Below are 25887 nucleotides of genomic sequence, written 5' to 3'. Positions count from 1 at the left end.
CATCGAGAACACGACCACCACCAGGGACACTACCGACGGTACCAATCAAACCACCACCGACGGTACCACCAACGAGACAGACGAGACCGACGACACCAATCAAACCACCACTGACGACACCAATCAAACCACCACTGACGACACGGCTACGCCGGACGGAGGAGATGAAACCGTCGGAAATCAGACATCGGATGACGACTCCGACGGCGGAAACGAAACGGAATATACGACATCGGAGGAAGACGAAACCGACGGAGCGAACTCAACCGCGTCGACGACGATCGCTTCGTCCGGAATCCTGACGACGACCGGGAAGACGACCGACACACGGACCGGAAGGAGTGATCCCGCTTACGCCGCTGCTGGAGGAGAGGCGAGACGGCCGGAGGGGCAGAATGCGTAGCGACTCGGAGGATATGCGAGGAGGGACGGGCGTGAGACCGGCCACCGTGACCCCACATCGCGTCTGTGTGCTCGCACTGATCGGATGCGTCCTCTGTGCGACGCTGGCGGCCACCGCGCCCGTGACCGCCGACGAACAAGACGAGCCACCATCCGTGCCCGCAGCTTACTACGGCGAGATCACGATCGACGGCGAGCCGGCGGCGACGGGAGTCGAAGTCGAAGCCGAGGTGAACGGTGAGGTTCGCGGCTCGATCACCGTCGAGGATCCGGGAGAGTATGGCGAAGAGACCGCGGGGGGTGAACAGCTGTACGTGGAAGGTAACTCCGACGACGAGGGGACGCCCGTCCGGTTCTACCTCATCACGACCGACGGCGAGCGGATCAAGGTCAACGAGACCGATCCGGACGATGTCACGTGGTCGTCCGGAGAGCTCGAGCGAATCGACCTCTCGGTCTCGACCGGATCTGCGGAACAGCCCGCGGTGTTCACGCTCCCGGAGGTGAGTCTCGACCCCGAAGCGATCACCGAAGGCGGCACCGTTACCGTGAACGCGAACGTGACTAACGGCGGCGATCGCTCAGGCGAGCAGTCGGTGGCGTTCTCCGTCGATGAGGAGGTCCTCGCCGATCGAACGGTCGACCTCGGACCTAACGAGAGTCGATCGATCGAGTTCGAGAACGTCACCGTCGATCGGGACCCGGGCAACTACGAGTACGCGATCCGGACGGACAACGAGACCCGGACGGGCACGCTGACTGTCGAGGCTGCCGTCGAATCCGCATATTTCAACCTTACGGACGTCGAGCCGAACGAGCCCGCGGTCGAGCAGGGCGACCCGGTCGCAATCAACGCGACGATCAGCAACGGAGAGAACGTCTCCGGCGAACAAGCGGTACGATTCGTCGTTAACGACCGAGTCGTCGACGACCGGACTGTGGAGGTAGCGGGCGACGAGACCCGGACCGTCACTCTCGAGAACGATAGTCTCGAGCTCACGCCGGCAAACTACGAGTACGCGATCCGGACGGACAACGAGACATGGACGGGCACGCTGACTATCGAGGCGGCTACGCAACCACCGTACTTCGAGGTCATGGACGTCGACCCGGACGAACCCACGGTCGAGCAGGGCGATCCGGTCGCAGTCAATGCGACGATCAGCAACGGAGAGAACGCCACTGGTGAGCAGACGATACGATTCGTCGTCAACGATCGAGTCATCGACGATCGAACCGTGGAGATACCAGGAGACGAGACCCGGACCGTCACTCTCGAGAACGATAGTCTCGAGCTCACGCCGGCAAACTACGAGTACGCGATCCGGACGGACAACGAGACATGGACGGGCACGCTGACTATCGGGCCATCTCCGGAACCCGCCTTCGTTGCGGTAAGTAACCTGACACCGAAGAAACCCACCGTGGAGGAAGGCGGATCGATCACACCCGAGGTGACCGTGACGAATACCGGCGACGAACGCGCCGAAGAGACCGTCGAACTCCGTATCGACTCGGAAGCGATCGACAGCAAACAGGTGAACCTCGCACCGAACGAATCTCGCCGACTCGCCTTCGAGGAGCAAGCGATCGAGATCGCTCCCGGCAACTACACGTACGGCGTGTACAGCGGGAACGACGATCTGACGACGACCCTTACCGTCGAAAAAGCTGGAGATTCGGATCCGGATGGTGACCCCGGTGACAGCGACGATTCCGACGACGGCAACGGTTCCGACGACGGCAACGGTTCCGACGACGGCAACGGTTCCGACGACAGAGATAACGGGTCTGATGACGGAGATGGCTCCGGCGACGGACCAACAACCGAACCGGAAACACTCGTGATCAGTAATCTTGCCCCGGCCGCAGTCGAGGTCGAGCAGGGCGAGGAGGTAACGATCTCGGCAACGATCGAGAACGTGGGTAATGAGTCGACCACACAAGACGTTACGCTCGAGATCGGGAACGATCAACTTGTAGAGCGACAGGAGATCACTCTCGGCGCCGGCGAGGAGACGACAGTGAATTTCTCCGGACTCGACACTTCCGGAGTACCGACCGGGGAAACGGAGTACACTGTCAGCACGAATGCCGATCGGAGCGCGGGTACGCTAACCACGGTCGTCGAGGATGAAACCTCGGGATTCACCTTCATGACCGCGGTGCTGGCGATAACCGTCGCAGTCGCAACTCTTAGACGGCGGACACGTTGCGAGTGAGATCCGTCGATGGATACGCTCGATTCGTGAGCATACCATCGACTCGCCGAGGAGACGCGTTAGTTTCAAATGAATAAATTACTTTGCTGTCTGTATGGACAGACGGCGGTTTCTCGCCGCGACGGGCGCGGGCGTGGCGGGGTCGACGGGGCTCGCCGGCTGCCTCGCGAGCGCGTCCGCGGGTCCACCGGCCGTCCCGGACGACAGGCTCGACGCGAACGGGTGGGAGCTCGTCGACCGCGTACGGACGGAGGCGTTCGACTTCGCGATCGCGGGACAAGGGGTGACTGCGACGTCGACGACCGAGGTGTACGAGAACGCGACCCTCCGCGAGGAGATAGTCGAGAAGACGCTCGGCCAGGTACGTGACGCGCCGCTGCTCTTCTTCGCCGGGCGAGTCACGATCGACCCGGATCTCACGAGTCTCCCCGGCGAGATCGGACAGGAACGAATGATCGATGAGGTGGAAGCGATCGCGCGTACGATCATGGTGAACCAGATGGGCACGAACGGGGTCGAGGGAATCGAACGCGTCGGAACGGGGACGCTTCGCGTCGGTGCCGACGAGCCGGCGCGGCGAACCGATCTCCGCGGAACGGTCCCGGTCGGTCCGATATCGATCCCGATCGCTGACGGTGAGGCCGTCGAACTCGACGCCGACGCGCTCCCGATAGCCGGACGGCTGGCGGTGTGGGGGGCCGAGGGGAGCGTACTCGTCGGCGGCGGTGCGTTTCCGGCCGAGAACCTCGCGGTCGAAACCGAGGCGGCGCTGTCCACCGCGATCTCGGTGTCGGTCGGCGTCGACCTCGGTCTGAAGCCGGAAGAGTACGAGGAGCGTGTCCTCACGCTCGTCCGTGGGATCGAGTGAGGACGGTGGGCATCCTACGAAGGGGGTCACCGGCGGAGTCGGGTAGCGAAGCGAGACGTGCCGAGCCGAACCGCGTCAACGACGTTACCGACGACCGCCGCTCGTCGAGGACGAGACTGGCCAGCCGTCAGTCGACTGACTGGACGACCGGATCCGACGACGGCGCTGACCGAGGACCGATCGCGGCGGGTCGACGGGCCGGCGTCGATCCGGACGGTCACTCGACGTCCATCCAGAGGTGAAGTTCACGGTACGCGTTCTCGCCGGTCGGATCATCCGGCGGCTCTTCCATATACAGGAGGTACTGAACGCGAAGGTTCTCGCCGCTCCGCGTCGGGCGAAGCGTGTGTCGCCGGTGATGAGTTTCGTTGTGGGGAACCGTCGTCTCGAACCTGTCGAGCTCCGTTCGATCGAGCACCGTCGTGGAGTTGTTCGCCACCTGAACCTCCTGGAGCTGGACGACGACGGTGTACGTCGCGGTCCGGTACTCGTTGTTGCCGATCCCCACGACCAGTTCGGTCGTCTCTCCCCGCTCCATCGTCTCCGGATATCCGTCGGCGACTAACTCGCCATCCGGATCCTCGGTGAGGAGGTAGAACTCGGTGAACTGCTCGCCCTGGGGCGGAACCGCCACGGCGTATCCGACGCTGCCGACGGCGAGCAGCACGGAGACGACGAGTAGGACGGTGAGCGTCGCGTCGACGCGGTCGTCGGGCTCGAACAACTCCCTCCTGGCGGCGGCGATCCACTGGTCATACGGAACCGCGAACCGCTCCGATTCGGGCAGTTCTCGACGACGCCGTGCCGCGACGGCGACGCAACCCAGCGTGAACCCGGCGACCGCCGTCGTGACGGGGACGAGGCGGATCCCCCACGGCGTGAAGTTCAACACGAGCCCGATCAGCGGGACGACGGCGATCGAGAGCCCGAACGACAGCGCGACGCGTTCGATCCCGTCGATGCCCGACCGACCGGACGCCCCGGCGGGGTCGGCGTCGCGTTCGGGGCGGACGGTCGAGGCGTTCTCGGCCGCCTCGGTGCCCGGAACCGGGCGGGGCCCGTCGTCTGAGTTGAAGGTCGTCTCCGTGGCGTCGAGTCCGTGTTCGTCGGACGCCTCGCTTCCGGACTCCGGAAACAGCGCGGCGATGAACGCGTAGCCGGGTAAGAACAGGACGAAGACGATCCCGAAGGCCACACGCAGCGGCGTGTCGTTGACGACGGGGACGAACACGGTCGCGAGCGTCAACAGCGTCACGGCGACCGTCGCGGCGAGGTCCGCCGGGAGCCGGCGAAGGGGGGCCGGGAGCAGCAGCCACGCGCCGCGACGATCGACCATACATCACGCCAACGACACGGCAAACAAAAGCGACTCGGTCGCCGAAGCGGTGCGGACCGCTCACGGCGGGGAGCGGAATCCATCGTACCACAGGATTGATATCTCCTCGCACGAAGCGGAGCGTGATGGCCATCGGAAAGCGACGACGGTTCGTGTACGGCGTCGTCGCCTGGATGCTCGCCACGATCGTCCTCCTGAGCGTGCTCGGGTCGCTGTCGTTAGAGCTCTTCTTCGTCGTCTCGCTCATCGGGCTGCTCGTCGTCGTCGAGTTGACGGCACCGTTCAACGTGACGCCACGCTGGCGACGCCGACTGCTCCCGGTGATCGTGATCGGCCTCGCCGGGTTCGGCTACATCGTCGTGCGCAGGATCCTCGAGATCCTCCCGGAGGGGATACTGTAGATGCGCCGGCCGGCGCTCCCGCAGCTCGTCCTGTACGCGTTGGCGCTCGTCGTCGCCGTCGCGCTCGTCGTCGCCGCGAGCACGACGACGGCCGCGTTCGGCGCGTACAACGTCGAGTGGGACGGGACGAGCGACTTCCGCGAGGTCGCCGATCGGGAGTCGGACGCTCGCGTCGTACTCGAGACGAGTGCGTATGAGACGGCCGATCCCGACGACGCCGTCGCGGTGGCGCTCGCGCCGACGGAGGCGTACGGGGAGAACGACTCACGGTACGTCCGCGAGTTCGTCGCGGCCGGCGGGACGCTGGTCGTCGCGGACGACGTCGGCCCGCACGGGGATCGCCTCCTCGGCGACGTCGGCGCGACCATGCGGTTCGACGGCGCACGGCTCCGCGACGAGCGGAGTTACTACCGGGCGCCGTCGCTGCCGGTCGCGACGAACGTCGCCGAGAGCCCGTATACGGTGGGCGTCGGGCAACTGACGCTGAACGGCGCGACCGCCGTCGAGTTCGCGAACTCGACGGCGGTCGGAAACGAAACGCCGGCGACGAACGCGACGGCGATCGTCACCACGTCGCCGTTCGGGTATCTCGACCGCAACGCGACCGGCGCCCTCTCGCCCGACGACGAGCTGGGAAGGTATCCGGTGGTCGCCGTCGAATCGGTCGGTGACGGACGGGTGATCGCCGTCGGCGACCCGAGCGTCTTCATCAACGCCATGCTGACCGAGCCGGACAACGAGGCGTTCGCGACGGCGCTTCTGGAGGCGGGCGATCGTACCCTGCTCGACTACTCGCACGCCGGCGACCAGCCGCCGCTGGCCGTCGCCCTGTTGGAGTTCCGGTCGTCGCCGGCGGCACAGGTCGCGTTCGGGCTGTTCGGTGTCGCCGCGATCTGGAGGTACGGACGGCACGGAGCCGGCGACACGCGCACCGTCAAACGTCGACTGCGCGCAGCGTTGCCGCGACGCTGGCGAACTCGGCTCCCGGTCTGGCTCCTCGGGTCGGGTTCCGAGGACGACGGGCCCGCCGTCGACGAGGCGACCGTCCTGGCCGCGCTCCGGCGTCGATACCCCGAGTGGGACGAGACGCGACTCCGGCGTGCGATGACAGACGTTTTGTCCGAGCGGGACCGAGGTGGGGAGGATGAGTAGCCCCGAGACGGTGTACGACGCGATCCGGGAGGCGACGAGCGACGTCGTCGTCGGCAACGACGACGTCCTCGAAGGGCTCACGGTCGCGCTGCTCACCGACGGACACGTGCTTCTCGAGGGCGTTCCCGGCGTCGCGAAGACCACGATCGCGAACGCGTTCGCTCGCGCGCTCGGACTCTCGTACGGGCGGGTCCAGATGACCCCCGACATGGTCCCCGCCGACGTCTCGGGAACGAACGTCTACCAACAGGCGACCGGCGAGTTTCAGCTCCGCAAGGGACCGGTGTTCTCGAACCTCGTCGTTGCCGACGAGATCAACCGTGCCACGCCGAAGACCCAGAGCGCGCTCCTAGAGGCGATGGAGGAGTCGACGGTCACCATCGAGAACCAGACCCTCGAGCTTCCCCGGCCGTTCATGGTGGTCGCCACGCAGAACCCCATCGAGATGGAGGGTGTCTTCGAGTTACCCGAGGCACAGCGGGACCGCTTCCAGCTGAAGTATACGGTCGACGTGCCGAGTCGCCCCGACGAGCGGGAGGTCCTCGATCGATTCGACAACGCGCCCTCGCTCGACGCCGAGGACGTCCCGCAGGTCGTGGAACGGGAGGAGGTGCTGGCCGCGAGCGAGGCGGTCAGCGACGTGTTCGTCGCGGACCCCGTCAAGGAGTACATCCTGGATATCGTCTCGGGGACGCGTGACTCGCCGGCGCTCCGGTACGGCGGCTCTCCACGGGCGACGCTGGCGTTTCTCAGGGGAAGCAAGGCTCGCGCCGCGATCCGTGGCCGGTCGTACGTCATCCCGGACGACGTCAAGGCCCTTGCGGAGCCGGTGCTCGTCCACCGGGTGATCCGAACGACTGACGCGGAGCTCGCCGAACGGTCAGTGACCGATGTCATCGCGGAGGTCGTCGACGGGATCGCACCCCCAGGCGCCGACGTGTCGTTCACGGAAACGGAGAGCGTCGAGGCGACCGGTGAACGGGACACGGGCGAAACGACCGACGGGACGGAGCCGGATCCGAAACCGCTGACCGACGGGGCGGAACCCGAGACGGATCGATCCGACTCGGAGACGATCGAGTGACCGGATCTGACGGGAGAACGGACGACGAGAGGGGATCGCCGACGCCTTGCTGACGGTCACGTGCGGGAACGCCTGACGCTCGAATCCGGCACTACACCGTCGTTTCCGAGCCGTTCACCGCCTCATCCGCGTCTGCGTCGTCTCCATCCACGTCGTCCGGTGCCGCGTCCGCCGTCGCCTCCGCGGTCGCCGCGTCCGACCGCGGATCGTATCGACACGTGACCGTCAGCGGGTCGTCGCCGGTTATCTCGACCCGAACGGGTGTTTCGAGGGTGCGGACGAGCGCCACGGCGATCAGGGAGGGGACGGGATGGTCCATGCCCGTCGGATCGCCGAGCCCCGTGCCGTCGATCTCGAACGTGACGCGGTTCGTCTCGGAATCGACGTCGTACGCCGTACCGTCGGCGAGCTCGAAGATCTCGACGAGCGCGTCGGCGACCACCGACGCGGTCGTCCGTGGTGTCGCGTCGATCGGGCGATCGTGTACCGTCTCGAGCTCCTCGAACAGCGGTTCGCCCGTCGGGTGGAACGACACCCCGCCCCGGTCGGCATCGGCCGGAACCACGAACATATCGGTCAGATCGGCAGCACCGGGAAGCGGGCGGTTCTGGCGTCGCGGAACGAACAGTCGAACGCCGTCCGCCGGCACGTACACCGGGTTCCCGCGGAGGCCGAGTTCGTCGATCATGGCCTCCCGATCGGCCCGGAGCGCCCGGAGTACGCGGGCACCGACGCGAGCCGAGATGAACCGCTCGGGGGTGAGAACGGCGGTGAGCACGCCGGCGAAGACGCCGGTCCCGCCGAGCGCGAACAGCACGGTCCGGGCGTCGGGAAAGCCGAGCCCGCCGACGAGCGCGACGAGTCCGACGGCGACCAGTCCGATCGCGGTCCGGCGATACGTCGACTGGCGCGCTCGTGCGTACTCCTCACGGAGCTGGCGGTTCTCCGCTTCGAGTACCGCGAGGCGAACCTGTCGGTCGGCAGCGTCACGCGAGTCGGCGTCGGGTGACGCCGCGTGACCCCCTCGCGTCGTCTCGGTCTCCGGGCCCGATCCCGGCTTCTCGGAGCCGTCCATTCCGTCGCGCCTGGTTTCGAGGGTCACGGGTTTACTCTTTCGGCTCCGTGTCCACCACGCCGAGCCGGACGAGCGTCACCCGTCGGGCGATGTACACGCCGAGCGCGACCGCCAGACAGAGCAGTCCGCCCGCCACGAGGAGTCCCTCACGCAGACCGATCGCAACGAGTCCGGCCAAGCCGACGTACGCGGCGAGCGTTCCGAGGATCGCGAGCGGAGCGGAGCCCTCTCTCGCGGGTTCGGTGAGCACGGCGAGGAGCGCCAGCTGCGTGAGCCCGAAAGCGACCGACAGCTCGAGCGTCATCGGCGGGACCAGCGCGAGCTGGGCGACGACGAACGCGAGCGTTGACGGGAGAAGGAGCGCGCCACAGAGGAGGGCGGCCGCCAGCAGGATCTCTCGAAGGGTCCCGACGGTTGCCACCACGCCGAAGACGACGAGCAGCCCGCCGAGGCTGAACGGGTCGCGCGCGAGGTGTGACCTGACCGTCGTCACGAGGGCCGGCGGCGGGGTCGTCGATCGCGACGCCATCAGCGGACCGCCGTCGGAGCGTCCCGACGGTGTGCCAGAACCGCGTCGATACGGCTCTCGGGGGCGATCTCCAGTGCGGTAACTCTCGGATGGGCGTCCAGATCTCGACGGAACCGTTCGAACTCGAGATAGCGGTCGTACACGTCGTTGAGAGCCGCCAGGTCCGTCGACTCGAACAGACAGCGCGGGGTGATAAAGACCAGTACCCGTCCGCCGCCGCCGACGACCGTCGTTATCGCCTCTCGAAGCCTGACCGGCTCGTCGTCGCTCGTCACGATCACGGTCAGGCCGAGTTCCTCGTTTCGGCTCAGAACCCGCCGAACGCTCCCGAGGAGTGGGTCGTCACGGATCCGCCTGACGTACTGGATCGGGTCGCCGACGTACGCGTCGAGCACGCGGGCGAAGTCGTCGTCGCCCGCGATCCGACCGGCGATCTCCTTGGCGCGGGACGGGGACCGAGCGTCGGAACCGACAGCGCCGGCCGTGGGTTCGAGATCGTACAGGGTCGACTCGGCGAGAGCGTACGCCCGCGTCGTCGTGCTCGACCGGACCGTTCCGGTGACGCCCCCGTCGCCGACCGTCTCGAGTGCGAGCGGATCTCGACGGTCGGCGGCGGTCCGGACGACCCCGATCGCGACCTCGCGGGCGTGATCCAGCATCGTCTCGTTCGTCGCGCCGGCCGACATCCGGCCGCGGTGGTCGACGATCAGCGACGTTCGGCGGTCGGTCTCGCCCTGCGTCTCGCGGACGTAGACGTCGGCCAAGCGGGCAGTCGCCTTCCAGTCGATCCGACGGAGGTCGTCGCCGGGGACGTACCGTCTGATCTCCTGGGTCGTCACCCCCGGACCGGGTCGATCGGACTCGTGGTCGCCGTACGCGTTTCGGATCGCCTCGCCACCTCGTCCGACGTGAACGTCGAGCGGCTGCGAGCGCACCGTGACGGTCGGCCTCGGGCCGCGGTCGAACGTCGCCCGATACAGTCCCGTCGGGTCGCTCATCCGGACGGTCGGCGTGGGAAAGGAGAACCGTCCGGCGACGGGAAACGACACGTCGAATTCGGCGTCGCCCTCCGTGTCGTCCGACCCGAGGCTCACCGCGCCATCCGCCGTGCCGCGGTCGGCACCCACCGGAACGCCGGCTCGCACCGACAGCGGAACCGGCATCGTCGTAGACGAGCGACGAACCGCGAGCGTGACGGAGACGTCTCGTTCGACGAAGGTGTCCGTGGTGGAGACGGCGTGATCGATCGCGATCCGATCCGCGACTCGAGCGAACACGCGGCTCGTCGCGACGGCGACACCGACGAGCCAGGACCCGACCCCCGCCGCCGCGACGAGGAGGATCGGTCGCTCGGCGACGATCCCGATCGCGACGAGTACGAGCCCGGCGCCGGCGGTCGCCCACCAACGGCTCGTAACCTCCATTGGCTGCGTCTGGGGGCGGCATCCCTTGAACGTTGGCTTCCGAGCAGGAGCGGAACGTCACTCGATCGCCGCACGGTTACTCGTTTGCGACGGGGACCGACGACGCTCGCGTTCGAGACGGTCCCTCGTATCATTTATGCTCGGGGAGCATAGAGGGCGGACGTGTCGACGCGCTATCAGGGTCTCGTCGGGGTACTCGCGGCGATCCTCGTCGTCAGTGCCGTCGTCGGGGGCGTCGGTGCGGCGTCCTCGCCCGATCCGGCTCTACAAACGGGCAGCGGAGCGACCGGAAACGGGACGACCGCCGACGGAACGGTCACCAACGGAACGGCCGCCAACACGACCCTCCCTCCCCACCAGAACCCCGAGGAGGTCCGACAGGAGGGAGACTCCCAGCGTGTCGCGGAGCATCTCGCGTCGCGACTCGGGACGCGACTGGCCGAGAGCGCGGTCGCGATCAGCGAACAGGACCTAGAGCGCGGGCAGGTCCTCCTCGACGAAGGATACGACGAGGAGCTCGCGAGGTACGCGACCGTCGCTCGCGACCTCGACGAGGAGGAGCTCGCGACCCGGTTCGATCTGACCCGCGAGGAGCAGGCGTCCCTGGCGGAGACGCTTCGCGAGACGGAGACGCTCGCGACCGAGTACCAGCGCGCGGTCGAGAACGGCGACGACGAGCGCGCCCGCGAGCTCGCGCGCGACCTGCTCGAGCAGGCCGAGAAGGTCACCCGAACGACCGCCGACCTCGAGGAACGGTACACGGTGCTCGAAAACGAGACCGGCATCGAGCTCAGCGAGGCCACCGTCGCGATCGAGGAGATCCGGCGGACGACCGGCGAGGCGACCGTGGCGATCCAGAGCCGGGAGTTCACCGAGACGCGGCTCGTCGCGGAGACGAACCGAACGCGGATCTCCGCGAGCGACCCGGCCGGGATCTCGGGTCGATTGACGACGGCGGACGGCACGCCAATCGAGAACGGAACGATCCGCATCCAGCTAGGCGACGACATCGTCACCACCGAGACGGGGCAAAACGGGTCCTTCACGGCGACGTACCGGCCGCTCCTCGCGGCGATGAACGCGTCGACGGTCGCCGTGGCGTACGAGCCCGAGCCGACCGATCCGTACCTGCCCGCGACCGACACGATCGCCGTGTCGATCGCCGAGCAGGCGGGGACGTCGGTCGATCTTGAGAACACGAGCTCGACGGCCGCGTTCGACGAACCGGTTCGTGCGACGGGGGCCGTGCGGGTCGCCGGCGTCGACACGGGAAGCCTCGACGGGATCCCGGTCGTGCTCGGCGTCGGAGGACGGCGGCTCGCGACCGGGGAGACGGGTCCGAACGGCGGCGTCGAGCTGGCCGGAACGTTGCCGGCGACCGTCCCGACGGGAGAAAACGAGCTTCGGGTGGCGATCGATCGGCGGGACGCGGCGATCGCACGGTCGGCAGAGACGGCGTCGCTGTCGGTCCGCGAGACGCCGACGGCGCTCTCGGTCGCCGCGGCGATCGACGGAGGCGGCGACGGCGAAGGCGACCGAGCGGACGAGGTGGACCTGTCCGGGCGTCTGGTCGCCGCGGAAGCGGCCGCGAGCGAGGGAGGACGGGGACTCGCGGGACGACCGGTCGTGCTCTCCATCGGCGGGGCCGTCCTCGGAACCGTGGAGACGGGGGCCGACGGCACGTACCGAACCACGGTGGACGTACCGGCGTCCGCCGGACCGGGCGACGAGCTTCCGGTCACCGCGAGCTACGAGGGGGCCGGAACGAACCTCGCCGGAAGCACCGCGGAAGCGCGAACGCTCGTGCCGCGGCCGGACGCCGCCATACCGCGTCCGGACGCCGTCGTGGCGAGCGATTCGGCCGTCGGCGACGGCGTCGTCGCGGGAATCGTCGCGACGCTGCTCGGGCTGGGTGCGTACCTCGTCGTTCGGCGTCGCCGTCCGGAACGACTTCGGCGGGTCCGGCGGCGAGTCCTCGGTACCGATCTCGGAGACGCCGGGTCGGGTCCGGACGGGGCGGCCGAAGCCGCGGGCGCGTCGTCCGTGGTCGGCGAGGTCGCCGACGGGCCGAGGACGCCGAGCGGTGTGGCCACCGATCCCGACCGGTCACCGCTCTCTCGCGCACGAGCGGAACTGGCCGCCGGCCGCCCGGACGAGACGGCCCGGATCGTCTACGCGGTGGTCCGCTCGAGGCTCGGTCGATCGGCGGAGGACGCCTCCTCGGAGACGCACTGGGAGTTCTACCGGCGCTGGCGCGACGACGACGAGGTGGACGCGGCGGGACTCGAGACGGTCACGGAGGCGTACGAGCGGGCGGAGTTCGCCCCGCACGAGGTTCCGTCACGGACGGCCGACGACGCCGTCGACGCGGGCGACGACGTGCTCGATTCGAGGACGCCGTCGGCGGATCGCGAGGAGCGCTGACGGCTCCACCGGCGACGCCCTTCCCGTTTCGATCGCACGGGCAGCCGACGCGCCGCGCCGGCCCGTGGATAGTTTCAGATCTCGAGTCGGTACACGCCGATGAGATCGGTAGGATCCCGCTTCGAGGCCAGACGAGAGTGATTACCGGCGGTCTGGCTATCGGGAAAAAATTTATACAAAATGTGTTTTTGTAGTGTAGTATGCCATATTCGGGGGAGGGATGCGGTGTCGTATGCGAGAAGTTGACTGTCAAGACCGTTCAGAGCGGGGCGGGGTGACCGATGACGGAGAGAGACAGCAAGGTGGCCGCGCGAGCGGTCTTCCTGTCGCTGCTGATGCTCGTCTCGATGGTCGGTGCCGGCTTCACTGCCGGGGGTGCCGTGGAGCCGGTGTCAGCCAACGATGGAGCGACGGACCCGGCACAGTCGGCGGTCGAGGAGTGCCGGACGATCGATGAAGGAGGGACGTATCAACTCGCCGTGGACAACATCTCGGCGACCGGCGGCACCTGTATCAGCATCACTGCCTCAGGGGTCACGTTCGACGGCAACGACAACGAGATCAGAGACGGCACGTACAGCGCGACGGCGGTCAGCGTGAGTGCTGACGACGTCGTGGTGAAGGATCTCAGGACGAGAGAGGTCGGGACGGCGGTCGATTTCGCTGGCGTCAGCGACGGGCGGATCGAGAACGTCGTCGTGGAAACGCTTCCGGGAGCAGGGCGTGGCGTGCCGTCGACCGGCGGCACCGCGATCGTCGTCAGCGGCGGGGGGAACAACGAGATCCGTGACAACGGTCTGTACAACCCCGGAGACGGGCCCCGCGATGACGGTATCGTGATCCAGGATTCCTCCTCTAATCTCGTCGTCGACAACACGGTCTCCTCGCCGACCGGAAGCGGGATCGCGCTCTCCAACGCCGACGACAACAACGTCACGAGAAACGAGATCAGCGGGGCGGCACTCGGAAACAGGAACTCGGACGTCGGCATTCAGATCGGCGAGTTCGATGGAGATGCGAGCAACGACAACCGGATCTTCGACAACGATCTACTCGGAAACGGGTTCGGCGGCGTCAGCGACCTCCCGGAGCTGTCCAACGGGATCGTCGTGTGGACCGGCACGGGGAACGAGCTCGGCACGAACCTCGTTCGTGGGGCCGCGGACGAGGCCGTGACCGTGCGGGACGACGACACGACGGTCGTCGACAACACCCTGACCGCAAGCGGCGGAAACGGCATCCTCGTCGGCGACGTCTCGAACGCGAACGTGACGGACAACACCGTCCGGGACGCCGGAATCGCGGACGACGGCTCCGCCGCCGGCGTGAGAGATCAGGGAACGGAAACCATGATCGTCGAGAACAGGATCGAGTCGGGCGACGGACGAGGGTTGTACGTCACCAGTGATGCGTCGACGCCGACGGTCGAGAACAACAGTATCCTGTTCAACGACGGCTACGCGATCGACGTCGAGACGTCGGTACAGGCCATCCGGACCGATCTAGGAAGCGGCGCGTCGTGGGTCACCGTCTACGGGACGGGATACGCGATCGACGACGGACGGAAGCCGTCCACCCTCCCCGAGGAGCGGCAGGACATCGGGATCTATCTCGACGTCGACGACGCGGACGGGATCGGCGAGATCCGGATGAAGTACAGGGACGACGCCGACGCCGTCTCGACCGTCGACGAGTCCACCCTTCGGTTGTGGCAGTACGACGGCTCGTGGGCGCAGCCGGGCGACAGCAGTGTCGACACCGACGCCGACGTCGTTTCGGGTGGCACGACCTCGGCCGGTGGAACCGTCGCACCGCTCGCGAACAACACGCTGCCGACGGCGGACGCGACGATCTCTTCGACGTCTCTGGCCCCGAACGAGGCGGTGACGTTCGACGCCTCGGGCTCCACAGATACAGACGGCGAGATCGTCGAGTACCGGTGGGACGTCGACGGTGACGACTCTCCGGAACGGAACACGACGTCGCCGACGTACACCCACGCGTACGCGCAGACCGGTGACTTCGATCCGACGGTGACTGTCGTCGACGACGGTGACGACACCGACGAGACGACGCTGTCCGTGAACGTCAGCGAGCAGCCGATCGCCAAGCTAGCCGTGTCGCCGACGCCGACGTCGATCGACGCGAACACGACGCTCAACGCGTCGAACTCCACGTTCGCGTACGGAACGATCGACGAATACCGGTGGGACTTCGACGGCGACGGCGTCGTCGACGAGACCACCGCCTCCGCCACCACGAACCACACTTACCCGACGACGGGTGACGTCTCGCCGACGGTCATCGTGGTCGGCGACGACGACACTAACGGGACGGCGAGCGAGTCATTGTCCGTCCAAGAGAACCTCCCGCCGACCGGAGAAGCGAACAGCGGGCTCTCGTTCACCTGTAATCGTGGGTTCGGCCGAACCTGTGAAAATTGGGTCGGAGATACTGTTCCATTCATCGCGCAGAACTTTGAAGATCCGGACGGCGAGATCGTCGAGTACCAATGGGACTTCGACGGAGACGGATCGATAGAAGAGACCACCTCGGATCCGCGGCCAAGCTACACGTACACCGAAACTGGCGTCTACACCGCCACAGTGACGCTCGTCGACGACGACGGAGGCACGCTCTCTGCCACGAACGACGTCTCGATCTCCGAGCGGAAGACCGGAAACATCACCGGGGCCGTGACGAACGCGAGCGGCGACCCAGTCGCCAACGCGACCGTTATCGTGTACCGTGAGGACGTGAAACACGGCGGGACGACCACGGACTCGAGCGGAACGTACGAGCTGACCGACGTCGCAGCGGACGATTCGACGTACAACGTGACCGTCGATCCGGCGGGATACGAGGCCGACTTCCAGGAACTCAGCGTCGAGGAGAACGCGACCGAAACGGCCGACTTCCAGCTCGACTCGACGGACGCCGATCCCGGAAGCGGAAACGTTCTACTGACCGTCGAAGACAACGAGGGATCGGCGATCGCCGATGCGACGGTCGAGGTTCGAAACCGGAGCGGCGTGGTGACGACCGAAACGACGGACGGAAACGGTCAAACGTCATATATCAGCCTCCCCGCGACACACCACAGCATCACCGTCGAGAAGAACGGTTACGAGACGACGACCGCGGTGGCAGCGATCAGCGAGGGCGAGACCTCGTTCGTGGACGCCGTCCCCGAGACCGAGCCGGTTCCGTTCTTCGACGTCCGGATTGATTCGACGAACGAACCCGTGACGGAGGGGGAGACGCTATCGGTTACGGCGACGATCAACAACACCGGTGAACGGTCCGATACCCAATCGATTGGTCTGTCGGTGGGGAACACACAGCGCGACTCGACGACGGTTTCGCTCGAGAGCGGTGAAACCGAGACCGTCTCGTTGGAGTGGCCTACCGATATCGGCGATGCGAGCCCGTACGCGGCGATAGTTTCCAGCGAAAACGACTCGGTGCCGACAAGCGTCGTAGTTGATGAACGCGACGTTCCGGCGAATCTCTCTGGTCTCGATATCGCCACCCAGGGCTCGACCGCGACCGTCGAGGAAACCGCGGCGGTACCGATCGACGTCACCGTCGAAAACATCGGTACGGTCCCGTCGTCGTACACGCCGACACTCGCCATTACCGACAGCTCCGGCATAGTGGACCAGCGCCGAGCGACGACATCGACGCTCGGACCCGGCGAAAACGAGACGGTCAGCTTCAGTCTCGAGGCACCCTCCGCCGGTGATTACACGGTTGAGATCGCCACCGACAGCAACGCTACAGCGGGGAGTCTCGACGTCACGTCCGTCGGCGACACCGCACCCGTGTTGAACGACGCGAGTGCCGTGGCGCGTGACGACCTGAGAAGCGTCGTTCGGGACGACGACGTGGTCGAAGTGAGTGTCAACGTCAGCGACCCGCAAGACAGTCCCATCACATCCGTGACGACCGACGCCAGCGGGTTCGGGGCCGGCACGGTGAGTCTATCGGAGACGAACGTCGAGGGCGTCTACGCCGGCATCTTCACCGTGAACGCGAGCAAGACGAGAGACAGCTCCGAGTACCTTCGGGTCACGGCCACGAACGACGCCGGGGAAACGAACTCGACCAGGACGGAGTTCCCGCTGGGACTGGACACGCAACCGCCGACGGCGAGGGTGACCGCCAACCGGACCGCGATCACGCCGGGCGAGACCGTCCGGTTCAACGCGAGCGGCTCCACCGACGACAACTTCAGAGGACCCAGCAGGCACCGGTGGGACTTCGATTCGGACGGCACCGACGAGGCGCGAAAAGCCTTCATAAACACCGAAACGGCCACCTACACGTTCGCGTCGGCCGGGACGTACACGGTCGAGCTCACCGTCTCCGACAGCGCCGGCAACACGAACACGACGTCGATCACGGTCGACGTGGGCGGGGCGAACCAGCCACCGACGGCGGTCAATGACACGTACACCACGCCCGAGAACGAGACGCTACGTATCACGGAACCGGGCGTACTGGGGAACGACTCGGACCCGAACAACGACGTGCTCAACGCGACGCTCGCGAGCGGCCCGGCGGACGGAACGCTCTCGCTCGACGCCAACGGAAGCTTCGAGTACACGCCGAAGCAGGGCTTCACCGGCACGGACTCGTTCACCTACAACGCCACCGACGGGACGCTGAACGACACGGCGACGGTCACGATCACCGTCACTGAAGGCGGTGACGGCGGTCCGTCGGTGATCAGCAGCCTCATCGAGAACAACGAGACGACGTTCACCGAGACCAGATACATCGAGCAGATCTCGTTCACCACCGATACCGGCGTTCAGGGGCTGATCAACGTCACGGAACGGGATCCGCCGAATCAGAATGCGTCGACCTTGGAAACGATCCAGACGGAGTTCGTCGACGCCAACGACAGCGTGACCGGATTTACCTCGGTGATATCCATAGACGTTCGTAGCGCCCCGTCGCTCGACGGGAGCGAGACGGCGACGCTCCGGGGGTCGGTCCCGGCGGCCGCCATCGAGGATCCCGCGGCGCTGACCGTCGTCCGCGTTCCGGACGATCAGTCCTCGGCGGAGGGCCTGCCGACCGATGTCATCGACACCTCCGGCGGAACGATCTCCTTTGCGGCCACCACGACGAACTTCTCGACGTTCGTCGTCGGCGAAGCGGCGACGTCGACCGACGATGGGCCGGCCCCGGCGGTAAACATGACGGCCTCGTCCGTTTCGCCGAACAGCGTCACCAGCGGCGAGCAGACGACGTTCGACGTCACGGTCAGGATCGATAACACTTCCTTAAACGACGATGCCGGCGAGGTCGACGTCCGATTCGAGGACTTCGATCTCACCGGGGACGAGACCGACCTGACGATCGAGTACACCGCGGACAACGTGACCGGCGGTACCCTCACGGTGTCAGAGAACGTGTCTGCCACCGCGCCGGCGACGACCGGCGTCCGCAACGTCACCGTCACCGACCTCCGTCGTGAGTCGAGCGGTGATGAGACTGAGTACCTGATTGAAGACGCGAACGTCACTATCGACACGATCGACGTAACCGATGCCCCGGAGGACGGCGGACCCTCCGAAGTGGCGATCGAATTCGTGCCGGACGGTGGCACGTCGAGTTTCGCACGGGACGGATCCCGCGTGTACGCCGAGAAGATCGCGGTCGCCGTGTCCGGTTCGGGCTCGGACGGAGTCACGATCGGTGACGCGAACTCCCGTGCGTTCCGCGTCGTCCAGACCGACACGGATCAGAACGAGTCGGTGGTCATCGAACCGGAACCCGGCGTCGGCACGTACAACGTCACTGGTGTCGCGTTCGAGGTCTATCAGCCCAACGGTACGATCGGATACACCGACCCGCTCGCGGACCGGGGGCCGACGCTCAGGGTTCGGCTCGCGAACGGAAGCAACGCCACCATCCCGGCCACGGTCTCCGGGAACCGGGGGCTGTTCGATCCGTATCGCCTCGGCTCGAGCGTGTTCGATCCCTACGCCGTCCAGCTGCTCGACGAGAACACGACTCAACCGTCCGACACCTCGATACTCGCCGGAACCGAGTCTCGGATCCGCGGTATCGGCTACGACGGCGGCCCCGGAACCGCGGATGGGCTACGACAGAACTCGACCGAGGGCACGATAGCGGTCTCGATCGATCGTGAAAGCGATGTCAACTCGTCGTGGGACGTCGAGTACGTCGTCGCTACCTCACCTGACTCCGTGATCCTGAACCGATCGGTCGACAACTCCGACGCGGCGAGCAACTTCACCGCGACGTTCGACGCCGGCGGGATCCAGAACGGTAGTTACCTTCACGGATTCCTCGTTCGGCCGACCGAGGGCTCCGACGAGCAGTTCATCACGCTGATCGACGAAACCCTCCGGATCGGTGACTCTGCCGGAGGACCGGACGACGGAGAGGACGGCTCTCAAGAGGTCGACATCGATCCGGGCGATCTCGCGGGCACCGGCACCCAAGACGACCCGTATGAGATCTCGAACGCCTCCGAACTCCAGGCGATGGAGGACGATCTCTCCGCGAACTACACGCTCGTGAGCGACATCAACGCGTCTGAGACGAGCGCATGGGACGATGGATCCGGGTTCGATCCTGTCGGTGGAAACCCGTATAACGAAAGTACGCCGTCACCGTTTACTGGATCACTTGACGGCGACAACCACACGATCTCCGGGCTGGCAATAAATCGTTCCTCTCGGAGTTATATCGGTCTCTTCGCAGGAAGCGAGGGCACGATCACCGATGTTAGTCTCACAAATGTTGATGTTACTGGCTACGATGTGGTCGGTGGGTTCGTCGGGTTCAACAGAGGAGAGATCAAGAATGTCACGGTGGCTGGAGAGATCACTGGCTCCGTGGAAGTAGGCGGACTGGCAGGATACAGTTCCGATGGCGTAGTAACGAACGCCACGGCAGCAGGGACGGTTTCCGGTACGAACGACGTGGGTGGACTCGTTGGAGAAAGCTGGGAAACGATCGAAAACGTCAACGTATCAATGACTGTCGCTGGAACAGACGATGTAGGCGGACTCGCCGGAAGCGCTTCCGGCGGAACGATCAAGAGGGCCGCTTGGTCAGGGAGTGTCAACGGCACTGATGGAGTGGGTGGTCTTGCCGGACATAGTGATATAAGACTTGAGAACGTGGTTTCTATCGGAACTGTCAACGGATCTACTCGGGTCGGCGGTCTCGTCGGAAGGTACTACGGAGAGTCCGAGAATAGCACCATTGAGCATGCCACGGCGACCGGTGCTGTCACCGGTTCCGAGAGCGTGGGTGGACTCGTCGGAGTCACCGATCAGGACCCCACGGTCATGAACGCCACCGCGTCGGGGAGTGTCGACGGGACAGATACGGTTGGCGGACTCATTGGAGAGAACGATGGAGAAGTTGCGATCGCGGCTGCGTCAGGGACCGTCAACGGATCAACTAACGTGGGTGGACTCGTTGGTGAAAACCACGGTCCGATCGAGAATGCTTCGGCGACTGGAGTCGTCAGTGGCTCCGAGGCGGTAGGTGGGTTGATCGGAGATAGCGGACCGAATACGATCACAGATACGTTTGCGACGGGGAGCGTGACTGGAGATTCTGACGTAGGCGGCCTTATCGGAGCGTATTCCGACGTATACGGCAATCAGGTAGATGACTCCTACTGGGACGAACAAGCAACCGGACAAGCAACATCAGCAAGCAACGCGACCGGTCTGACAACGGCGCAGATGTCCGGCGAGGCAGCCGAGAGCAATATGACTGCCCTCGAGTTCGGGACAGTCTGGCAGACACGGCCCAACGAGTATCCGGAGCTGATCACACAGAGGGAACCCGATCAACAGCCTGACGGGAGTGAACCCGCGCCGGCGATCATCGCGCCGAGCGACGGAACGTACGATCCGACCGAACCGCTCACGATCGGCACGGGCCACAACGCGACCGGAGTCATCGACGACGGCGACGTCGCGATACGACTCGTGAACGTGACCGACGGGAACGCCACGCCGGTCGCGCTGAACGGCTCCGACGCCGTCCCCGTCGAAGGGAACGTGAACACCACGATCCCCGCCGGAACGCTCTCCGGGAACGCGACGATCGAAACGCAGCTGTACGATAACTCGACTCAGACGGTCGAGGCGACCGACCGGATCGATCTGACGGCCGACGACGGCGACGACGACGCCGACGGGGTCCCGCCGGTGGTCAGTGAACCCATCGGCAGCAACGGCGAGGCGAACTTCAGCGGAACCGGAACCGACTTCATCAGGGGGATCGCGTTCGACACCCGAACCGACCTCGGAGGCCGGCCGGTCAACGTCACGGAACGGGGCACGCCGAGCGAGTCGATCTCGGAGACGATCCGGACGCGGTTCGTCGACGCCAACGACGACGTGGCCGACTTTACGCCGGCGGCATCCATCGGAGTCCGTGGCGCGCCGTCGCTCGGCGAGGGCGAGACGGCGACCATCCGTGGGTCGGTCTCGGCGTCCGCCGTCGACGATCCGACCTCGCTGACCGTGGTCCGCGTTCCGGACGACCAGTCCTCGGCGGAGAGGCTGCCGACCGAGGTCACCGACACCTCCGGCGATACGATCTCCTTTGCGGCCACCACGACGAACTTCTCGACGTTCGTCGTCGGCGAGGAGACCTCGACCGCGAACGTCACCGGAACCCTCACCGCCGAGAGCGGAGCCTCGCTGGAGAACGACTCCGTCTTCGTCTACCGCCAGATCGCGGACGGCGACATCGAGTCGTACAACGGAACAGTCAACGCGGACGGGAACTTCAGCGTCGCCGTCAACTCCACGGACGCGACGTACACCCTCGCGTTCGGGGACACCGGCTCGGCGGAACCGAACGGCGTCCCCGACCTCTACGCGATCGAGGAGGTCACGCCATCTGAGGACGTCGGTGAGGTCACCATCCCCGAGGCACACAACGTCACCGTCCGAGTCATCGATAACAGCGGCGACCCGATCGAGGACGCGACCGTCGCCGTCGGCCACGAGAACGGAAACGCCGCCATCGAGGACGGCGAGCGGAACGCGACGAACGAGAACGGGTATCTCACTGGGCAGAACGAGGCTCCCTTGGAACTCGTCGGCGAGGTCGCCGTCTACGCGGAACACCGCGGCGTCAACGACACGACGAACGTGACCGTGAACGGCGACAAAGAGGTCACCGTCGAGTTGAACCGGCCCGAGGTCACCGGAACCCTCACCGCAGAGAGCGAAGCCTCGCTGGAGAACGACTCCGTCGCCGTCTACCGCCAGACCGCGGACGACGATCTCGAGCGGTACAACGGCACGGTCGACGCGAACGGGAACTTCAGCGTCGCCGTCGACTCCGCGGAGGACACGTACGCCGTCGGGTTCGGGGACACGAACGACTCGGTGACGTCGAACGGCGTCCCCGACCTCTACGCGATCGCCGAGGTCGTGCCGCCGGCGGACGTCGGTGAGGTAACCGTCCCCGAGGCGTACGACGTCACCGTCCGAGTCGTCGACGAGAACGGCGACCCGATCGAGAACGCCGACGTCGCCGTCGGCCACAGGAACGGCGACGCGGCCATCGAGGACGGTAGACGGAACGTGACGAACGCGAGCGGCTATCTCACCGGAGACGGCGAGGCTCCCTTGGAGCTCGTCGGTGACGTGAGCGTGGTCGCCAAAGACGACGGGGTAACCAACGAGACCCGACTAGCGGTCACCGAAGAGGAAACGGTCGAGCTCACGCTCAACCGGACCGACGGCGGTGATGGCGGCGACGGCGGTACCGGCAGCGGCGGCGGAGACGACACCGGAACCGGGAGTGAGGCGGATCCGGCGGTCGACGTCGCCCAGTCGTCGGTGACGCCGACGAACGCGACGACCAACGAATCGAAGCAGTACACGGTGGCCGTGACCGTCGAGAACGCGTCGACGGCCGAGTCCGGAGAGATAGTCGTGAGGTTCGCGGCGTTCGACCTCGACGTCGACGACGATTCACAAGACGGCCCCGAAGAGGATCTGACGATAGAGTACACGGAATCGGACGTCACTGACGACACGATCGCCGTCACGACGACCGTTTCCGGGACCGCCCCGACGGCGGCCGGTCAGTATTCGGTCGCCGTCACGGACGTGACCAACGGGACCGGAGCGTTCCTGATCGAGGACGCGAGCACGGAGATCGCGACGATCGACGTAGCGGACGGCGAGCAGGATGGCGGCGGGATCGACGACGGAACCGACGGCGGGACCGACGACGGCAGCGGCGACGGAATCACCGACGACGGCAGCGGCGACGACACCACCGACGACTCCACGCCCGGATTCGGTCCCCTCGTGACGCTCATCGCGCTGCTCGGCGCGGTCGCGATCCTCGCCCGGCGCGAGGACGGCTGACGGGTGGGTGATCCGGTACGCTACCTCGAGCGTTCCTCTCGGGGTCGTCGTCTTCACGACCGAGAGCAGTTACTCGACCCCGTCACGGCTTCCCTCGCCGTGTCCATGGCGGTCGGGCTCGGCGTCCCGTTCGTGTCCTCGTCGGTTTCTCTCCCGGCGAGGTGAGAGCATGGCACCGGTTGGTGACGCGTGAGAACGTCAGGAACGAAGCACGCTGTTCGGGTCGAGTCCGCCGAGCTGCCGGCCGGCGATTGTTCCGCTCACCAATGACACCGCCGCGGCGATGGTGGCTTGTTTGCTGGCAGGTCGGACCAGCAGAGGCGATTTAATTGTTGGTGTTCTCACGCTCTGACCCGTGTGGGTACGGAGAGGGACGTCGTGTCACGTTGGCGATCGTCGTTCCCAACTTGAGGCCAGGTGACTGTGGCCCGTTCCATCCAAGAAACCATCATAGTTGAATCCTCGCAAGATTGCTGTGACCCTTTACAGGGGAACGTTTGCCCGTGTAGAACGATATCACGATTAGCGGGTCGTCGGTATAAGGATTTGCGCTCGAAACGAACGCGGTTCTTCTCCTCCCTACTCACTTTGCTCGTTCGTTGAGAAAGTGGCCTCCGCGCTGCCGCTTAGGTGAGACGTCAGCCACGGCGGTGACCGTCTCAGCATTCGCGGATCGGTGATAGAGAAGGCGTCGCCGCCCGAACGCGTGAATGTTCAGGTAACGTTCCGACAGGCCACGACTGGAGGAGATTCCGTGGTGGATCGAGTGTTCGGGGCCATCGGGTGATGGCTGGCGGGGTGAATGTCGACCGCCACTGGATACGTTCCGGTATATTCGCCGGGTGCCCTAATCAGCTTCGACCGATGAGATCGCTCCTCGACGTCGGCGGCGCTGATCGAAACGGAGAGTCCCGTGGGATCGGCGCCAGTACATCACCATCCACGAGACACATGTAACCGACGTCGGCCGTTCTTTTCGAGGGACCTCGGCGAAGCGAACGGTCACCCGTGGTCGAGCAGGCGTGCGGCCAGGCGGGCTCACGACGAGCCTCGCGCCGGCCGTGTCGAATGCGGTCGTATCAGTAAAAATTTATATTTGATTTCTATCGACCCCGCAAGCGTGTGTTGGAGTCCGAACCGCCGCCCCATCGTCCTCTCACGAGTATTATATAATTAAAATATACTGATGTGGTCGGAGGATTTTTGTGAAATAGCTAACGTTATCCACACACTGTGCCCATTCCCACGAGTTGTCCTGAATGCGGGCACGCGGACGTGAGCGTCTCACAAATTCCGCCCTTGGAACACGACCGCGGCGATGAGTGGGAGACACGGCTGCGGTGCCCGGCGTGTGAGCACGTTCAGTGGGCCAACCGATAGGCCGACAGGCGCGTGCGATCGGATCCGTGACCATCGGGGCAGACGCCCACGACCCATCGTGCGTCTCCGTGAACTCGACACGTCTAACGGCAGCACTTCTATTAATCTACCAATAGGAACTCGCATGTAGGATCAATGCGTTCTCGTCACGGGTGGCGCCGGCTTCATTGGATCGAATCTCGCGAACCATCTCACCGACGCGAACGGAGTCGTCGCCATCGACGACCGCTATCTCGGAACGCCCGAGAATCTGCGTGGGAACGTCGAGTTCGTTGAGCCCTCCGTTCTCGACCGGAACTTCCCGACCGATGTCGACATCCTGTTTCACCTTGCGGCTTTCTCGTCGTACAAGGTGTACGAGGAGGATCCGACAGTGGGGCGCACGTCACAACGCTCGAGGGGTTCCGTCAACACGGTCGAGCAAGCCCAGGAAGACGGGTATGACACCGTCGTGTACGCGACCACCTCCTCGATCTACGGCGACCGGACCGAACCCTCCTCCGAATTTATGGTCGTGGAGACGCAGACTAGGTACGAAGCCTCGAAGCTCGCCCGCAAGCGCTACGCCGAGTACTCCACGACATGACGCTCGCCGGCATGCGCTTTTTCTCCGTGTACCAAGGGTTCGGCGGCGCCGAAGAACACAAAGGCGAATTTGCGAACACCGTCGCGCCGTTCGCCGACGCCATCGCCAATGGCGGGCGTCTGGCGGTGTTCGGTGGCGGCATCCAGATTCGCGACTTCACCCATGTCGACGACGCTAGTGCGGGGGTATGAACTCTCGGCCGACCACGAGCTCCAGAGCATCTACAACGTCAGCACCAAAGAGAGCTACTCGTTCAACGAGAAGATCGATCTGATCAACGATGAGCTTGGCACCGATGTCGAGCCGAAGTACGTCGTGAACCTGCTCGACGAGTACGTCCACGACACGATGGACGATTACTTGAAGCTACACGCGGCCACGGGCTGGGGGCCGACGATCGACTTCGAAGCGGAGTCGCCCGCGTCTGCGAGCCGTACAAGTGGCCCATCCGCCACGTCGTCCGAGTTCGGAGACGCTTCCGAGGAAACGGCAATGAGAGGAGGGAAGGAGCGTGTGGCTGTTCTCCCTCCAAACGAACTTTATTAATCACTTCGTATAAATTTTGGCAGTCAGACCGGATATCAAGCGGAGACGGCCACTGAGG

The 25887-nt window shown here is 65.4% G+C and carries 11 protein-coding genes and 2 pseudogenes; 9 read left to right on the top strand and 4 right to left on the bottom strand.

From position 1 onward, the window contains the following. The 3 genes and pseudogenes from DJ70_RS17375 to DJ70_RS08315 all read left to right on the top strand — a co-directional run. Nucleotides 1–403 (top strand): annotated as a pseudogene (locus DJ70_RS17375) (hypothetical protein); the annotation flags it as partial. Continuing rightward, entirely contained in the window at nucleotides 342–2624 is a 2283-nt protein-coding gene (locus DJ70_RS08320; protein ID WP_143420982.1) for a CARDB domain-containing protein, read from the top strand. The pseudogene DJ70_RS17375 and the gene DJ70_RS08320, both read left to right, overlap by 62 nt. A gap of 94 nt (nucleotides 2625–2718) precedes the next feature. Continuing rightward, on the top strand, nucleotides 2719–3492 hold the full coding sequence (locus tag DJ70_RS08315) for a hypothetical protein (RefSeq protein ID WP_094531880.1): 774 nt from the start codon (nucleotides 2719–2721) through the stop codon (nucleotides 3490–3492). 217 nt (nucleotides 3493–3709) lie between these two features. On the opposite strand, the gene DJ70_RS08310 is transcribed toward DJ70_RS08315, so the two are convergent. Further along, a complete protein-coding gene (locus DJ70_RS08310) occupies nucleotides 3710–4828 on the bottom strand; it encodes a DUF1616 domain-containing protein (protein WP_094531878.1) in 1119 nt (372 codons plus the stop codon). A 125-nt stretch (nucleotides 4829–4953) separates the two neighbouring features. Between DJ70_RS08310 and DJ70_RS08305 the strand changes: the two genes are divergently transcribed. Genes DJ70_RS08305 through DJ70_RS08295 form a run of 3 tightly spaced genes read left to right on the top strand, consistent with a single transcriptional unit; the run spans nucleotide 4954 to nucleotide 7465 of the window. Continuing rightward, nucleotides 4954–5229 carry a hypothetical protein gene (locus DJ70_RS08305; RefSeq protein ID WP_094531876.1) on the top strand — a complete coding sequence of 92 codons (276 nt, stop codon included), beginning with the start codon at nucleotides 4954–4956 and terminating at the stop codon, nucleotides 5227–5229. Continuing rightward, entirely contained in the window at nucleotides 5230–6381 is a 1152-nt protein-coding gene (locus tag DJ70_RS08300; RefSeq protein WP_094531874.1) for a DUF4350 domain-containing protein, read from the top strand. Next, complete coding sequence (locus DJ70_RS08295) at nucleotides 6374–7465, top strand: AAA family ATPase (protein ID WP_094531872.1); 1092 nt, start codon at nucleotides 6374–6376, stop codon at nucleotides 7463–7465. The genes DJ70_RS08300 and DJ70_RS08295 overlap by 8 nt, the downstream gene beginning before the upstream one ends. Before the next feature lie 91 nt (nucleotides 7466–7556). Here the strand turns inward: DJ70_RS08295 and DJ70_RS08290 are convergent, their stop codons facing one another. The 3 genes from DJ70_RS08290 to DJ70_RS08280 are packed head-to-tail and all read right to left on the bottom strand — an operon-like array spanning nucleotide 7557 to nucleotide 10493. Beyond that, a complete protein-coding gene (locus DJ70_RS08290; RefSeq protein WP_179234013.1) occupies nucleotides 7557–8567 on the bottom strand; it encodes a hypothetical protein in 1011 nt (336 codons plus the stop codon). Nucleotides 8568–8571: 4 nt separating this feature from the next. Beyond that, on the bottom strand, nucleotides 8572–9069 hold the full coding sequence (locus DJ70_RS08285; RefSeq protein ID WP_094531870.1) for a hypothetical protein: 498 nt from the start codon (nucleotides 9067–9069) through the stop codon (nucleotides 8572–8574). Next, the gene (locus DJ70_RS08280) at nucleotides 9069–10493 is read right to left on the bottom strand and encodes a DUF58 domain-containing protein (RefSeq protein WP_094531868.1); all 1425 of its coding nucleotides are present in this window, start codon (nucleotides 10491–10493) and stop codon (nucleotides 9069–9071) included. The genes DJ70_RS08285 and DJ70_RS08280 overlap by 1 nt, the downstream gene beginning before the upstream one ends. Nucleotides 10494–10655: 162 nt before the next feature. Here DJ70_RS08280 and DJ70_RS08275 point away from each other — a divergent pair, with 162 nt between their 5' ends. The 3 genes and pseudogenes from DJ70_RS08275 to DJ70_RS08265 all read left to right on the top strand — a co-directional run. Next, nucleotides 10656–12917 carry a DUF4129 domain-containing protein gene (locus DJ70_RS08275; RefSeq protein ID WP_094531866.1) on the top strand — a complete coding sequence of 754 codons (2262 nt, stop codon included), beginning with the start codon at nucleotides 10656–10658 and terminating at the stop codon, nucleotides 12915–12917. A gap of 281 nt (nucleotides 12918–13198) precedes the next feature. Next, nucleotides 13199–23317 (top strand): PKD domain-containing protein, encoded by a 10119-nt coding sequence (locus DJ70_RS08270; RefSeq protein ID WP_094531864.1) that lies wholly within the window; start codon nucleotides 13199–13201, stop codon nucleotides 23315–23317. A 1546-nt stretch (nucleotides 23318–24863) separates the two neighbouring features. Further along, nucleotides 24864–25720 (top strand): annotated as a pseudogene (locus DJ70_RS08265) (NAD-dependent epimerase/dehydratase family protein); the annotation flags it as partial. Nucleotides 25721–25887 lie beyond the last annotated feature (167 nt).

Source organism: Halorubrum halodurans (assembly GCF_002252985.1).
Classification (GTDB): Archaea; Halobacteriota; Halobacteria; order Halobacteriales; family Haloferacaceae; genus Halorubrum; species Halorubrum halodurans.
Note: the sequence above shows the minus strand (reverse complement) of the source record. Positions and strands in the feature narration are given on the sequence as shown.